This window comes from Pseudomonas corni (genome assembly GCF_057128765.1).
The window spans coordinates 211,520-224,101 of the sequence record NZ_JBSKHW010000008.1 but is presented as its reverse complement, the minus strand read 5'-3'; the positions used below and the strand labels follow the sequence as shown (position 1 = coordinate 224,101).

Genomic DNA, 12,582 nt, shown 5'->3' with positions numbered 1-12,582 from the left:
TGGTGTGATGTTGCAAGCCGGGGCCAGGTGCCCCGGCTTTTGTTTTTTCCGGGAAATGTTTTTTGGCAGTTTTTTTCGCTGTATTTTGCGAGGGCCGCACCATGAAATTACAACCAGGTCTCTACCGTCATTATAAAGGCCCCGAGTACCGTGTTTTCGGTGTCGCGCGGCATTCCGAGACCGAGGAAGAGGTGGTGTTCTATCAAGCGCTGTATGGCGAATACGGGCTCTGGGTCCGGCCGCTGAGCATGTTTGTGCAGTCCGTCGAGGTTGACGGCGAGCAAGTGCCGCGCTTTGCTTTGGTCGAGGCCGAGCCCGACCGTTTTACGCAGTCCTGAGGCTGCCGGTTGTAATACCCCGTGCTTGACCTCACCTTGTAGCCACTATATATAGCGGGGCCTCGACGGCTCTATCGTCTTTTTTTCTAGCATTCAGGAATTTTCCGATCCATGGGCAAATCGCTGGTCATTGTGGAATCCCCGGCTAAGGCCAAGACCATCAACAAGTATTTGGGCAACCAGTACGTGGTGAAGTCGAGTATCGGCCATATCCGAGACCTGCCCACCAGCGGTTCGGCTAGCGCCAGCAAAGAGCCTGCCGCCAAGCGCGGCAAGGCTGTTGCTGGCGAGGTCCCCGCGCTGTCGCCCAAGGAAAAGGCCAAGCGCCAGTTGGTCGCCCGCATGGGCGTCGATCCGGACCACGGCTGGAAAGCCAAGTACGAAATCCTTCCCGGCAAGGAGAAGGTGATCGAGGAGCTGCGGCGTCTGGCCAAAGATGCCGACACCATCTATCTCGCGACGGACTTGGACCGCGAAGGGGAAGCCATTGCCTGGCACCTGCGCGAAGCCATCGGCGGTGACGACTCTCGCTACAAGCGGGTGGTGTTCAACGAAATCACCAAGAAGGCGATTCAGGAAGCGTTCTCCAAGCCCGGTGAGCTGGACATCGATCGGGTTAACGCGCAGCAGGCTCGCCGCTTCCTCGACCGCGTCGTCGGTTACATGGTCTCGCCGCTGCTGTGGCAAAAGATCGCCCGTGGTCTGTCTGCCGGTCGCGTGCAGTCGGTTGCCGTGAAGCTGGTGGTGGAGCGTGAACGCGAGATCCGCGCGTTCAACCCCGAAGAGTATTGGGAAGTGCACGCTGACCTGGGCACTGCCAAGGGCGCCAATGTGCGCTTTGAAGTGGCGCGGGAAAACGGCGAGGCGTTCAAGCCGCTGAACGAAACCCACGCCATGGCAGCACTGGAAAAGCTGAAAGTCTCGGCCTATTCCATCATCAAGCGTGAAGACAAACCGACCAGCAGCAAGCCGTCGGCGCCGTTCATCACCTCCACGTTGCAGCAGGCTGGTAGCAACCGCCTGGGCTTCGGCGTGAAGAAAACCATGATGATGGCCCAGCGTTTGTACGAGGCCGGTTACATCACTTACATGCGTACCGACTCCACCAACCTGTCGGCTGACGCGGTGGCCATGGCCCGCACTTACATCGAAACCGAGTTCGGCAAAAAATACCTGCCGGAATCGCCCTTGGTTTACAGCAGCAAGGAAGGCGCACAGGAGGCTCACGAAGCGATTCGACCTTCTGACGTCAACACGCACCCGAGTAAGTTGACGGGGATGGAGCGTGATGCCGAGCGTCTTTACGAGCTGATCTGGCGCCAGTTCGTGGCCTGCCAGATGCCGCCTGCGCAATACCTGTCGACCACTGTCAGCGTCGGAGCCGGCGAATTCGAGCTGCGTGCCAAAGGCCGCATCCTCAAGTTCGACGGTTACACCCGTGTCATGCCGCAAATGGCCAAGCCGGGTGACGACGACGTCCTGCCTGACATGGCGCAGGGCGACAAGATGAAGCTGATCAAGCTTGATCCGACTCAACACTTCACCAAGCCGCCTGCGCGTTATTCCGAGGCGAGCCTGGTAAAAGAAATGGAAAAACGCGGTATTGGTCGTCCGTCGACTTACGCTGCGATCATTTCGACCATCCAGGACCGAGGCTATGTGGCGCTGCATAATCGCCGCTTCTACTCAGAAAAGATGGGCGACATCGTCACCGAGCGTCTGTCCGAGAGCTTCTCGAATCTGATGGACTACGGCTTCACGGCCGGCATGGAAGAAAACCTCGATGACGTGGCCCAGGGCGGACGTGACTGGAAAAACGTGCTCGACGAGTTCTACGGCGACTTCAAGAAAAAACTGGAAGTGGCCGAAGCCGCTGACAGTGGGATGCGTGCCAACCAGCCGGTGATGACTGACATCCCGTGCAAAGTGTGCGGTCGTCCGATGCAGATTCGTACCGCATCAACAGGCGTGTTCCTCGGTTGCTCGGGCTACAGCCTGCCAGTGAAAGAGCGCTGCAAGGCGACGGTCAACCTGACGCCGGGCGATGAGATTGCCGAAGACGACGAGGGCGAATCTGAATCGCGCGTATTGCGCGGCAAGCATCGTTGCCCGATCTGCAGCACGGCGATGGATGCCTATCTGCTGGATGAAAAGCGCAAGCTGCACATCTGCGGTAACAACCCGGACTGCGCAGGTTATGAAGTAGAAGAAGGCACTTACCGGATCAAAGGCTACGAAGGCCCAAGCGTCGAGTGCGACAAGTGTGGCGGCGAGATGCAATTGAAGACGGGCCGTTTCGGCAAGTTCTTCGGCTGCACCAACTGCAAGAACACCCGCAAGCTGCTGAAAAGCGGTGAAGCGGCGCCGCCTAAGATGGATCCGGTGAAGATGCCGGAACTCAAGTGCGACAAAGTGGACGACACTTACATCTTGCGTGACGGCGCGTCGGGCTTGTTCCTTGCCGCCAGCCAGTTCCCGAAAAACCGCGAGACCCGTGCGCCTCTGGTCATGGAAATCGTGCCGCACAAAGACGAGATAGATCCCAAGTATCACTTCTTGTGCGAAGCGCCGAAGAAAGACCCGGATGGCCGACCGACTGTCATTCGCTACAGTCGCAAGTCCAAAGAGCAGTACGTGCAGACTGAAGTGGAAGGCAAGCCAACGGGCTGGCGTGCGTTCTACGACGGCAAAGCGTGGAAGGTCGAAGATAAGCGCTGATAACGGTCGCCTGACTCCACTGGCAGGCGCCTGCGGTTTGCGTTAAAAGTGTCCCTCGGTTCGCCGGGGGATTTTTTTGTCCCGACGATGAATACCGTCTGCGCCGGTTCTTATTCGTTAATGGTGGAGGCCACTGTCATGGCTCACGAACTTTATACCCGTACCAATCAGAAACTGTTTTTTGCAGGCCTCGCACTTGAGGCCATGGCTAAGGCAAAAACCAGCGGTGCGATGAACGCTCAAGGGCTTGAGACGGCTGAGCGTGAAGCGGCGGTGTTTCATTTGTATGGCGCGCTGCTTGGGCTATGCCATGAGATTGCAGGCTACTACCGCCTTCCACAGGCGAGCGCGCCTCGTGCTGAAGCGCTGCTGACCCCGCAAGTACTTGAAGCCATCGCCATTCCGGAAATGGCCGAGCTGGTCGAACTCGCCCAGCAGCGGGAAACCTGGCTGGCGCAGTTGCTGGCTTCCTACAATGCGTTGTTTCAACCGCCACGCGAGCCGAAGAAACCCAAGGGCGATGTCACCCAGCCGCTAATTATCTCAGTGGGCAATGAGGAACAGGCTGAGCCGGAATTGAGTCGTGAGGAGATGGAAAGCTGGCGTCAGCAGCTCAAAGGGCTGGCAATTCGTTTCAGGGAAGGGCTCAGCGAGTGCTGAATCCGGGTGATCGATGGGCTAGGGCCTGAGGCATCCGGCTGGTACAATGCCGGCCTTTCGTGGAGAACTGTGTTAATGCCAACGTCTTTTCTGGAAATTGTCGAACTGCCTGACGGCCGTATCGAGTTACGTCGTGCTGAAGATGAAGGGTCGCTGGTTACCCTGAATTTCTCGGAAGACGCCAAAGTGTTTCTGCAAGGCCAGCATGTTGAAGTGGCCAAGGCGATGTTGAGTGTTGGTGTACAGATGGCTGGTCGTCTTGCCGAAGGCGAGCTGGAAAAAGACGATGGCCCGCGGGTGCTTCACTGAGTCGTCGTTGCTCGGTTCACGGCAACTGTTTTTTTCGGACTTTCGCCTGAGAAGTCCTGCGAGCCCTGAAACGCAATTGCCTGGCGACCTTAGCCCAGGCGAATGTTCAGGCTTTGTGCATCCCCGATCTTCGCTGCGCTGACAAGCTGTTGCCGCGCGGCGCCGCCGATTAGATTGATCCAGCTCACTACGGTATGACTACGCCCGAGTCTCAACGCTTCTTGCGTCAACTCAAGTGCGCTTTGTGTGCCCCTTGGTTGCAACAAGAGAATGCGTTCCCGATTCAGCCCTGCGTCCCTCAGCCATGCCTGCGTAACGCTGGCGGGTGGAGCGATCAATGTCAGCCAGCGTGCATCCTGATCCTGGCTCAGTTCGCGCAGGATAGGTGCCAGAAGATTCAGGCAGTTCCCGGCAGCGCCACGCAATGACAACTCACTGAAAGCTTCCGGTTCATTACCCCACGGAGCTTCGATCACCTCTTCGAGGATCGGCACATTGCGCATTGGCGTCAGCGGCTGTGCCATGAATGCTTCGAACAATGGCAGTTGCGCATGCTGTTGCTGTGTGTGTGGGAACTGCATAGACGTTCTCCTTTAGCGGCGAATAACGCCGACGCTCAACCCTTCGATAACCAGATCCTGGTCTTTTAGGTTCACTTCAATGGGGGCGAAGTCCGGGTTTTCTGCGATCAACCAGACCCTGCTGCCTTCACGCTTGAATCGTTTGACGGTGACTTCATCACCGATGCGGGCTACTACGATCTGACCGTTGCGAGCCTCACGAGTGGTGTGTACCGCGAGCAGGTCGCCGTCCAGAATGCCGACGTCCTTCATGCTCATGCCATGCACACGCAGCAGGTAGTCAGCACTTGGATGGAAGAAGGCAGGATTGATGCTCAGGGATTCTTCGATGTGCTGCTGAGCCAGGATAGGCGCGCCGGCAGCGACTCGGCCAATGATCGGCAGCCCGCTATCGTCAGCCTTGGCTTCGAAGCCTGGAATGCGTATGCCGCGGGAGGCGCCCGGGGTCATTTCGATAGCGCCCTTGCGGGCAAGGGCTTTAAGATGTTCTTCAGCAGCATTGGGCGACTTGAAGCCCAGTTCCTGAGCGATTTCCGCACGGGTAGGCGGATAGCCATTGTCTTCCAGGCAGCGTTTGATGAAATCCAGGATTTCGGCTTGGCGTGACGTGAGTTTGATCATTGGGCTCGCTCTGTCTTTTTATACAGTGACTGGGATTATATACAGTGAATTGAACTTGGCAATCTTCCTTTTTAGTCCATGCGCCAGGTGGTAATGACGACGCTGAAGCGTCCACGGGCATCGGACCGCTACAGCCCCCGGCTGATATGATTAAATGGGCGTGACCGGGCGGCCAGAAAACGAACGGCAGGGTTGACAGTCACCCGGCTGAAACGTATGTTTCAAACAGTTGTTTGTCAGGCAGAGAACCATGGCCCAGTCGGAAACAGTTGAACGAATTCTCGATGCAGCAGAGCAGTTGTTCGCAGAAAAAGGTTTCGCCGAAACCTCCCTCAGGCTGATTACCAGCAAGGCATCGGTCAATCTTGCGGCAGTTAACTACCATTTTGGCTCCAAGAAGGCGCTGATCCAGGCGGTCTTTTCGCGTTTCCTCGGGCCGTTCTGCATCAGTCTCGATCGCGAGCTGGAGCGTCGCCAGGCCAAGCCTGATCACAAGCCATCCCTTGAAGAATTGCTCGAAATCCTCGTCGAGCAGGCACTGGTAGTGCAGCCACGCAGCGGCAACGATCTGTCGATATTCATGCGTTTGCTGGGCCTTGCGTTCAGCCAGAGCCAAGGCCACTTGCGGCGTTATCTGGAAGACATGTACGGCAAGGTGTTCCGCCGCTATATGTTGCTGGTCAACGAAGCTGCCCCCCGCATCCCTCCCATCGAGTTGTTCTGGCGTGTGCATTTCATGCTCGGCGCCGCTGCGTTCAGCATGTCGGGCATCAAGGCTTTGCGCGCGATTGCCGAAACCGATTTTGGCGTCAATACCTCGATCGAGCAGGTAATGCGCTTGATGGTGCCGTTCCTGGCAGCTGGCATGCGCGCCGAAACCGGCGTGACTGACGCCGCGATGATCAGCGCCCAGCTCAAGCCGCGCACCAAAAGTCAGGCCCCCGCCAAAGTCTGATCTCCGTCGGATGCGCGCGTATTTGCGTCGCATCCGTCGATCAAGCACCATGCCCGCCATGTGCATGGTTTGTTGAAGGATTTCCGTATGAGTTCTGGCCTGCAAGGCTCCCTGATGGTAGACGTCGCCGGTACCTGGCTGACGTCTGAAGACCGTCAGTTTCTGCGTCAGCCCGAAGTGGGCGGACTGATCATTTTTGCCCGCAATATCGAAAGTCCGCGCCAGGTGCGTGAACTGAGTGCGTCCATTCGTGCAATCCGTCCTGATCTTTTACTGGCAGTGGATCAAGAGGGCGGGCGTGTTCAGCGTCTGCGTCAGGGCTTCGTTCGATTGCCCGCCATGCGCCTCATCGCCGGCAAGCCCAATGCTGAATCCCTGGCGGAAGACTGCGGCTGGCTGATGGCGACCGAAGTCCTCGCCGTCGGCCTGGACCTGAGTTTCGCCCCCGTGCTCGACCTCGATTACCAACGCAGCGCTGTGGTCGGTACCCGTGCGTTCGAGGGTGATCCCGAGCGTGCGGCCTTATTGGCAGGCGCTTTTATCCGGGGCATGAACGCTGCGGGCATGGCCGCAACCGGCAAGCATTTTCCCGGACACGGTTGGGCCGAGGCCGATTCCCACGTCGCCATCCCTACCGACGAGCGCAGCCTGGAGTCCATCCGCGCCAACGATCTGGTGCCGTTCGCCCGTCTGAGTAAACAGCTTGCAGCGGTCATGCCTGCCCACGTTATCTACCCTAAAGTCGATGCTCAGCCCGCCGGTTTCTCCCGCCGCTGGTTGCAGGACATCCTGCGCGGCGAACTGGGTTTTGACGGAGTGATTTTCAGCGACGATCTGTCCATGGCAGGTGCGCATGTGGTGGGGGATGCTGCCAGTCGTATCGAAGCTGCACTGACTGCCGGTTGCGACATGGGCCTTGTCTGCAATGACCGAGGCGCTGCCGAGTTGGCCTTGAGCGCGGCGCAACGGATGAAGATCAAGCCGGCCTCGCGTATCGCCAGAATGCGTGGGCAGGCTTGGGCCACGACCGAATATCGCCAGCATCCACGCTGGCTCGCAGCGTTGTCCTCACTGCGCGCTGCGCAACTGATCGATTAAGGAAACCCCATGACGGTCTACGCGATTATCGGCGGCACAGGTCTGACGCAACTCGAAGGGCTGACTATTCGGCAATCGCTACCGATGAACACGCCTTACGGCGCGCCGTCTGGCGATATTCAGTTGGGCGAGTACGCAGGCCGTGAAGTGATGTTCCTGGCGCGGCACGGGCAGCCCCATCGCTTTCCCCCGCACAAGATCAATTACCGCGCCAACCTGTGGGCTTTGCAGCAGGCGGGCGCGCAAGCGATTCTCGCGGTGAATGCGGTTGGCGGTATCCATCCTGACATGGGCACCGGCCACTTCTGTGTGCCCCATGACCTGGTGGACTACACCAGCGGCCGTGAGCACACATTCTTCGCCGACGATCTGGAGCAGGTCACTCACATCGATTTCAGTCGTCCCTACAGCCAACCGCTGCGTGCGCGATTGATCGATGCGCTGAACGCCGAAGGTGGCGGCTTCAGTGATTTTGGGGTTTACGCCTGCACCCAAGGCCCGCGTCTTGAGACCGCCGCCGAGATTGTTCGCTTGGAACGTGACGGCTGCGACATCGTCGGCATGACCGGAATGCCGGAAGCGGCACTCGCTCGCGAGCTGGGGCTTGAATATGCCTGTCTGGCGCTGGTGGTGAACCCGGCGGCAGGCAAGTCGTCCGCCGTGATTACCATGGCTGAAATCGATCAGGCGTTGCAGGCAGGGATGGGGAAGGTCAAAGCGACCCTGGCTCGTGTGCTGAGCGCGGCGTAACGATGTCGCAACTCTGTAGGAGCCAACTTGTTGGCGAGCTGACAGCGCCGTCTGTCAATTGCATCCTCTCGCGAACATTTCGCTCCTACAGAAACGTGCACTTGTGGCAGATCACTTACCCATCGGCGTCAGCACCTCACCTTTCTCGTCCATGAACACAAACACCAGCAATCTTGCTGGCTTGGTCGCGCTGGCATTTTTGGATTCGTAGTGTTTGGAGCCCGCAGGCTCATAGAACGTCTGACCCGGCTTGTAGGTGATCGCCTTGCCATCGTTGACCCGTGAGATCACTTCGCCTTCCAGCACGTAAGCCATCGCCGAGCCCTTATGCGTGTGGGCGATGGAGGCCTGGCCCGGCGCGTAATCAACCGTGAGCATCACGGCTTTCTTACCAGGCGCGTTGAGCATCGAGTGTTCTTCGAGCACAGTGACCTTTTCAGATCCGGCTTCATGGGCTACAGCGCTGAGCGAGATTGACAACGCTACGCAGGACAACGCTGTGGCCATCAGTTTGAGAGAGTTCATGATCGATCCTTGGATAGGGGGTGTGCAGACAAGTTAGGCCTGCGCCGCACCCGGTCACACTCCCAATAAGCACAAAGATCACCAGTCCAATTTTTCCGCAGGACCCGCGTCATTCGTCCTTGAATGACGCAAGCCAATCAGCCGCTGTTAAAGAATCGAAATCGGGTAGTCGACGATCAGCCGAAACTCATTCTGATCGCCCTCGGCCTGATCGGCGTTGCCCCGATGCCAGGCCTGGCGGATGCGAAAGGAAAGGTCTTTGGCGGGACCGGCCTGCACCACATACTTGGCTTCCAGGTTAGTCTCGTGATGCTTGCCGTCTGAGCCGTAGCCGTATGCCTGATAGGGGCTGTTGGCGGCCATCTTGCTGCCGTCAATGTCCGTGCCGTTGGCATAGCGCGCCATGAAACTCAGCCCCGGCACGCCGTAGGCGCCCATCGCCAGATCGTAGCGTGCTTGCCAGGATTTTTCGCCGGGGCCATTGAAGTCCGAGTACTGGATGGAGTTGGCAAGGAAGATCGAGTCGCCTGTGGTCCCCGGCCCGTTATCGCCGAAGGAGGCATAGTCGAACGGCTCATCGCCGTGCACTTTCTGGTAGGCGAGGGTAAAGGTATGGCCTGCCATGAAGCTGTAGGCCGCCGCAAGAGACCAGGTGGTGTTATTGATGTCACCGGCCTTGGCCTGACCTTCATCGGTGGTTCGATAAATATTGAAATCGAATGCCAACGATTGGTCGCTCGGCAGTCCCAGCACGTAGTTGGCGTTACCGTAGTACTGACGCCAGATGTCTTCGAATTCCGAACCGTACAGCGAGACCGAAAGGTTGTCGCTGATCGCGTACTTACCCCCGACAAAATCCACGCTGTTGGCCGTTACGCCTGCGTAACTGGCGTAGATTTCTCCGCTTGAACTGGTGTGTTGCGGGCCATTGCCCGCTGTGAAATGACCGCCTTCCAGATCAAGCCCACTGAATTCGCTGCTTTGCAGACTGAACCCGGTGGCCGTCTGCGGGAACAACCGCGTGCCGCCCGCCGCGAACACTGGCGCTGTAGGTTGCATCGTGCCCCACTTAAGTTCGGTCTTGGACAGGCGCATTTTGAGCGCCCCGCCTGCGGTAGAAAATTCGTCTTCGGGGCTGCCGCTGCTGTCGACCGGAATGTTGCCGGTGCCGGAATGCCCTGCGCCGCCGTCGAGTTTCAGGCCATACCAACCGTAGGCGTCTACGCCGAAGCCAACCGTGCCGGGCGTAAACCCTGAGCTGAAATTGGCCATCGCGGCCTGGGACCAGTCACGTCGATCCCCTGCGCCACTTTTGCCGTCACGATTGAAGTAATAGTTACGCAGAAGCACTTTGAGTTTGGCGTCCTCCACAAACCCTTTGGCATCAGCCTGATCGCTGACTAGCGCGTCAGCTTCCACCGTCTGGACGTACCCTGCTGACACCGCTAGGGCAATCAGACTTAGACCTATCGCTTTCATGATGACTTCACCTCTGGCTGCTTTAAGGCTGTTTGCCGTTCCTGTGAACCGAACGGCACCGACTTACGCGCAAGAGGCAAAGGATAATCGCTGACACTCAGTTCGCCACCAACACCTGCCAAACAACCGTGCGCATCCACCTGTTTCAGACGATTGGTTTAATAACAGCCAATTAAGCGATGAGGTTCATCTGGTTTGTGAGGTCGGGTCGCATACGTCCAACCCCGTGAAGGCAGCCTGAGTTCAAGACATGGTGCTCTGGATGTGTAAGCAGACAGCAAACGAGGCGGGGATCGATTTGATCGCCGCCTCGTTCACAGATTGACGTGGGTCCAGCGTGCCGCTTATTTGGTGCCGCTTGCTTTGTCTTTGCCGCTCTCGGTGCTGCCGCTGGCGTCGCCGTTGGTGGTTGGCGTGCTGCCGTTACCGTTGTTGCTGCCCATCCCTTTCGTGCCTGGTGTAGAGGAGGTATCGGAACGGGTGGTGCCGTCAGTGCTTTGGCCCATGCTCGATGAGCTGTTTTTCGGGCCGGTGCTGTCTACCGGATTAGTTGGGCCGGTGGAACCTGCGAATGCGGAGCCAGTGGCGGCCAGCATGAGACCGGTAAGAGTAAGGGCAGTAAGTTTTTGCTTGATCATGATGTGAATCCCTTGTTGTCGTGGATACACATTGGTCTTGTGCCCATTGGAAGAGGTGCCCTTCGACCCGACAGACGGTCATGGCCTCTTGCGATCATTCCTCAGGCGGAGCGCTGCACACTGACAATTCCGTGCTCAAGCATTGTCGCCAGAAACACATCGACCTTATTACGCAGGTGGTCCTCCATCAGGGTGCGCAGTTTTTTGCTGTCGCCTTTCTTCAGATATACCAGCATCTGTTCATGCTCTGTCACCGCCTGCAGCCAGCGGCCCGGCGTAGGCGTCAAGCGTTTGCGCACATGACGCAATCGGGCGTTGAGGTTGCTGAACATCTCCGAGAGCACGCGGTTGTCAGCCACCGCCAGGATCTTCAGGTGGATGGCCTGGTTCAGTTCGAAATAGCCGGGCAGGTCGCCTTGATCGTAGCTGACGCGCATGGCGGCTTGCAGGGTCTCCAGCTCGGCGATGTCGGAGCCGGAAATCTTCTGACACGCCTGTTCGCCTGATAAGCCCTCAAGCGCTGCGAGCAGCGTCAGCATGTTGGCCGCTTCATCCAGGGTCACGCTGGCAACTTTCGCCCGCCGAGTGGCCGAGATTTCTACCAGTCCCTCACGCGCAAGCATTTTGATTGCTTCGCGAAGCGGCGTGCGGGACACCTCCAGCGCTTCGCACAGCGCGCGCTCCGAAAGCGGGGCGCCGGGCTGCAATTCACCGCTGATGATGCGTTCGCGCAGCGCGGCATAAGCCGCCTCGTTGATGTTTGTCGACGTAGTGGTCTCAGGCATCGGCTCAATCTCCATCGGTATCCCAGATCCTTTTTATTGGGTGCGGTCAGCTGCTCACCGCAATGCACCCGATTATCCGGGCGAACGAAGAAATTATCTACGCGCGCCCTGTATATCGCCCGCTGACCCACTGTTTGCGCTGTTTTCACAGTTGAATTCAGGTGATGTCATTCGTCAGCGCGGGCTCTGATCCGAAAAAAATCTCTTGCGAAGAAAGAAACCAAGTCTATATTTGGGATACCAAAACGAAGAAACGGTATCCCAAATACCGATTTTTAGAACAAAAAAGGTACGCTATGAACAGCCACGCTATTCCTCAAATCCCTTCCGCCGAATCATCCTTGGCAGCGCCGCTGATCTTGGTCGTGCGCGATGCGGATGTTGTTACCGTCATCCTCAATCGCCCCGAAAAACTCAACGCCACCACCATGCCCATGTGGCAATTGCTCGACGAAACCGTCAGCGCACTGGATGCCGACGATTCGATTCGCTGCATCGTGATTCGCGGCGCTGGCACTCGCGCATTCGGGCCGGGCAACGATATCTCCGAATTCGAAAGTCATCGCAGCAATGTCCAGCAGGCGCGTTTGTATGGCCCGGTGATGCATGGCGCATTGCGTGCCATTGCCCGCTGCAGGCATCCGCTGGTGGCGATGATTCACGGCATCTGCGTCGGCGGCGGTCTAGGTATCGCGTCACTGTGCGACATCCGCATCTGCGGCGAATCGAGCCGCTTCGGTGTGCCAGTCAACAAGCTGGGCCTGGCGATGTCCCACGATGAAATGTCCGGGTTGATGCGCATCGCCGGTCCCGACATCACTTTGGAAATGCTCCTGGAAGGGCGCGTATTCGGTGCGGCTGAAGCGCTGCAAAAACGTATTGTCAGCCGCGTCGTCCCTGATGCCGAAGTCGAGCAACATGCACTGGAAAGCGCCCGCGCAATCGCTACAGGTGCGCCACTGGTTGCGCGCTGGCACAAGAAATTCGTGCAGCGCAGCACCGACGCCAGCCCATTGACCGCCGATGAATACGACGAGGCCTTCGATTGCTTCGGGACCGAAGATTTCCAGACCGGTTATCAGGCTTTTCTCGCCAAACGCACCCCTGTTTTTGGAGGCAAATGAC

The 12,582-nt window shown here is 58.0% G+C and carries 14 protein-coding genes; 8 read left to right on the top strand and 6 right to left on the bottom strand.

Annotated features, from left to right (window positions below; all coding sequences use genetic code 11):
• Positions 1-101 precede the first annotated feature (101 nt).
• The 4 genes from ACWKV9_RS14860 (at position 102) to ACWKV9_RS14845 (ending at position 4,025) form a co-directional block, all read left to right on the top strand.
• Positions 102-338: a DUF1653 domain-containing protein gene (locus tag ACWKV9_RS14860; protein ID WP_483836865.1), complete on the top strand. Its 237-nt coding sequence runs from the start codon at positions 102-104 to the stop codon at positions 336-338.
• Between the two features lie 111 nt (positions 339-449).
• Positions 450-3,056 carry a type I DNA topoisomerase gene (topA, locus tag ACWKV9_RS14855; protein ID WP_483836864.1) on the top strand — a complete coding sequence of 869 codons (2,607 nt, stop codon included), beginning with the start codon at positions 450-452 and terminating at the stop codon, positions 3,054-3,056.
• 138 nt (positions 3,057-3,194) lie between these two features.
• On the top strand, positions 3,195-3,716 hold the full coding sequence (locus ACWKV9_RS14850; protein ID WP_483836863.1) for a DUF6586 family protein: 522 nt from the start codon (positions 3,195-3,197) through the stop codon (positions 3,714-3,716).
• A 75-nt stretch (positions 3,717-3,791) separates the two neighbouring features.
• Positions 3,792-4,025, top strand: a complete 234-nt coding sequence (locus ACWKV9_RS14845) for a hypothetical protein (protein ID WP_483836862.1) — start codon at positions 3,792-3,794, stop codon at positions 4,023-4,025.
• 89 nt (positions 4,026-4,114) lie between these two features.
• On the opposite strand, the gene sulA is transcribed toward ACWKV9_RS14845, so the two are convergent.
• Both sulA and lexA read right to left on the bottom strand, forming a co-directional pair.
• On the bottom strand, positions 4,115-4,606 hold the full coding sequence (gene sulA, locus ACWKV9_RS14840; protein WP_483836861.1) for an SOS-induced cell division inhibitor SulA: 492 nt from the start codon (positions 4,604-4,606) through the stop codon (positions 4,115-4,117).
• A 12-nt stretch (positions 4,607-4,618) separates the two neighbouring features.
• Positions 4,619-5,227 carry a transcriptional repressor LexA gene (lexA, locus tag ACWKV9_RS14835; protein ID WP_349802667.1) on the bottom strand — a complete coding sequence of 203 codons (609 nt, stop codon included), beginning with the start codon at positions 5,225-5,227 and terminating at the stop codon, positions 4,619-4,621.
• 250 nt (positions 5,228-5,477) lie between these two features.
• On the opposite strand from lexA, the gene psrA reads away from it, so the two are divergent.
• The 3 genes from psrA to ACWKV9_RS14820 all read left to right on the top strand — a co-directional run bounded on the left by psrA (position 5,478) and on the right by ACWKV9_RS14820 (position 8,030).
• Positions 5,478-6,182: a transcriptional regulator PsrA gene (gene psrA / locus ACWKV9_RS14830; protein ID WP_483836860.1), complete on the top strand. Its 705-nt coding sequence runs from the start codon at positions 5,478-5,480 to the stop codon at positions 6,180-6,182.
• Between the two features lie 99 nt (positions 6,183-6,281).
• Positions 6,282-7,280, top strand: coding sequence for a beta-N-acetylhexosaminidase (gene nagZ, locus ACWKV9_RS14825; RefSeq protein ID WP_483836905.1), 999 nt, complete (start codon positions 6,282-6,284; stop codon positions 7,278-7,280).
• Positions 7,281-7,289: 9 nt separating this feature from the next.
• The gene (locus ACWKV9_RS14820) at positions 7,290-8,030 is read left to right on the top strand and encodes an S-methyl-5'-thioinosine phosphorylase (RefSeq protein WP_483836859.1); all 741 of its coding nucleotides are present in this window, start codon (positions 7,290-7,292) and stop codon (positions 8,028-8,030) included.
• 111 nt (positions 8,031-8,141) lie between these two features.
• Here the strand turns inward: ACWKV9_RS14820 and ACWKV9_RS14815 are convergent, their stop codons facing one another.
• From ACWKV9_RS14815 to ACWKV9_RS14800, 4 genes are all read right to left on the bottom strand, one after another.
• Positions 8,142-8,555, bottom strand: a complete 414-nt coding sequence (locus ACWKV9_RS14815) for a cupin domain-containing protein (protein WP_483836858.1) — start codon at positions 8,553-8,555, stop codon at positions 8,142-8,144.
• Positions 8,556-8,702: 147 nt separating this feature from the next.
• The gene (locus ACWKV9_RS14810; RefSeq protein ID WP_483836857.1) at positions 8,703-10,034 is read right to left on the bottom strand and encodes an OprD family porin; all 1,332 of its coding nucleotides are present in this window, start codon (positions 10,032-10,034) and stop codon (positions 8,703-8,705) included.
• Between the two features lie 344 nt (positions 10,035-10,378).
• The gene (locus ACWKV9_RS14805) at positions 10,379-10,672 is read right to left on the bottom strand and encodes a hypothetical protein (RefSeq protein WP_483836856.1); all 294 of its coding nucleotides are present in this window, start codon (positions 10,670-10,672) and stop codon (positions 10,379-10,381) included.
• Between the two features lie 101 nt (positions 10,673-10,773).
• Complete coding sequence (locus tag ACWKV9_RS14800; RefSeq protein WP_483836855.1) at positions 10,774-11,457, bottom strand: GntR family transcriptional regulator; 684 nt, start codon at positions 11,455-11,457, stop codon at positions 10,774-10,776.
• A 296-nt stretch (positions 11,458-11,753) separates the two neighbouring features.
• On the opposite strand from ACWKV9_RS14800, the gene ACWKV9_RS14795 reads away from it, so the two are divergent.
• A complete protein-coding gene (locus ACWKV9_RS14795; RefSeq protein WP_483836854.1) occupies positions 11,754-12,581 on the top strand; it encodes an enoyl-CoA hydratase/isomerase family protein in 828 nt (275 codons plus the stop codon).
• Position 12,582: the final 1 nt, after the last annotated feature.

Coding starts and splice junctions, on each gene's coding strand:
- ACWKV9_RS14815 (WP_483836858.1), bottom strand. CDS start 8,555: ATGAACTCTCTCAAACTGATGGCCACAGCGTTGTCCTGCGTAGCGTTG.
- ACWKV9_RS14810 (WP_483836857.1), bottom strand. CDS start 10,034: ATGAAAGCGATAGGTCTAAGTCTGATTGCCCTAGCGGTGTCAGCAGGG.
- ACWKV9_RS14805 (WP_483836856.1), bottom strand. CDS start 10,672: ATGATCAAGCAAAAACTTACTGCCCTTACTCTTACCGGTCTCATGCTG.
- ACWKV9_RS14850 (WP_483836863.1), top strand. CDS start 3,195: ATGGCTCACGAACTTTATACCCGTACCAATCAGAAACTGTTTTTTGCA.
- psrA (WP_483836860.1), top strand. CDS start 5,478: ATGGCCCAGTCGGAAACAGTTGAACGAATTCTCGATGCAGCAGAGCAG.
- ACWKV9_RS14795 (WP_483836854.1), top strand. CDS start 11,754: ATGAACAGCCACGCTATTCCTCAAATCCCTTCCGCCGAATCATCCTTG.
- ACWKV9_RS14860 (WP_483836865.1), top strand. CDS start 102: ATGAAATTACAACCAGGTCTCTACCGTCATTATAAAGGCCCCGAGTAC.
- lexA (WP_349802667.1), bottom strand. CDS start 5,227: ATGATCAAACTCACGTCACGCCAAGCCGAAATCCTGGATTTCATCAAA.
- ACWKV9_RS14800 (WP_483836855.1), bottom strand. CDS start 11,457: ATGCCTGAGACCACTACGTCGACAAACATCAACGAGGCGGCTTATGCC.
- topA (WP_483836864.1), top strand. CDS start 450: ATGGGCAAATCGCTGGTCATTGTGGAATCCCCGGCTAAGGCCAAGACC.
- ACWKV9_RS14820 (WP_483836859.1), top strand. CDS start 7,290: ATGACGGTCTACGCGATTATCGGCGGCACAGGTCTGACGCAACTCGAA.
- ACWKV9_RS14845 (WP_483836862.1), top strand. CDS start 3,792: ATGCCAACGTCTTTTCTGGAAATTGTCGAACTGCCTGACGGCCGTATC.
- sulA (WP_483836861.1), bottom strand. CDS start 4,606: ATGCAGTTCCCACACACACAGCAACAGCATGCGCAACTGCCATTGTTC.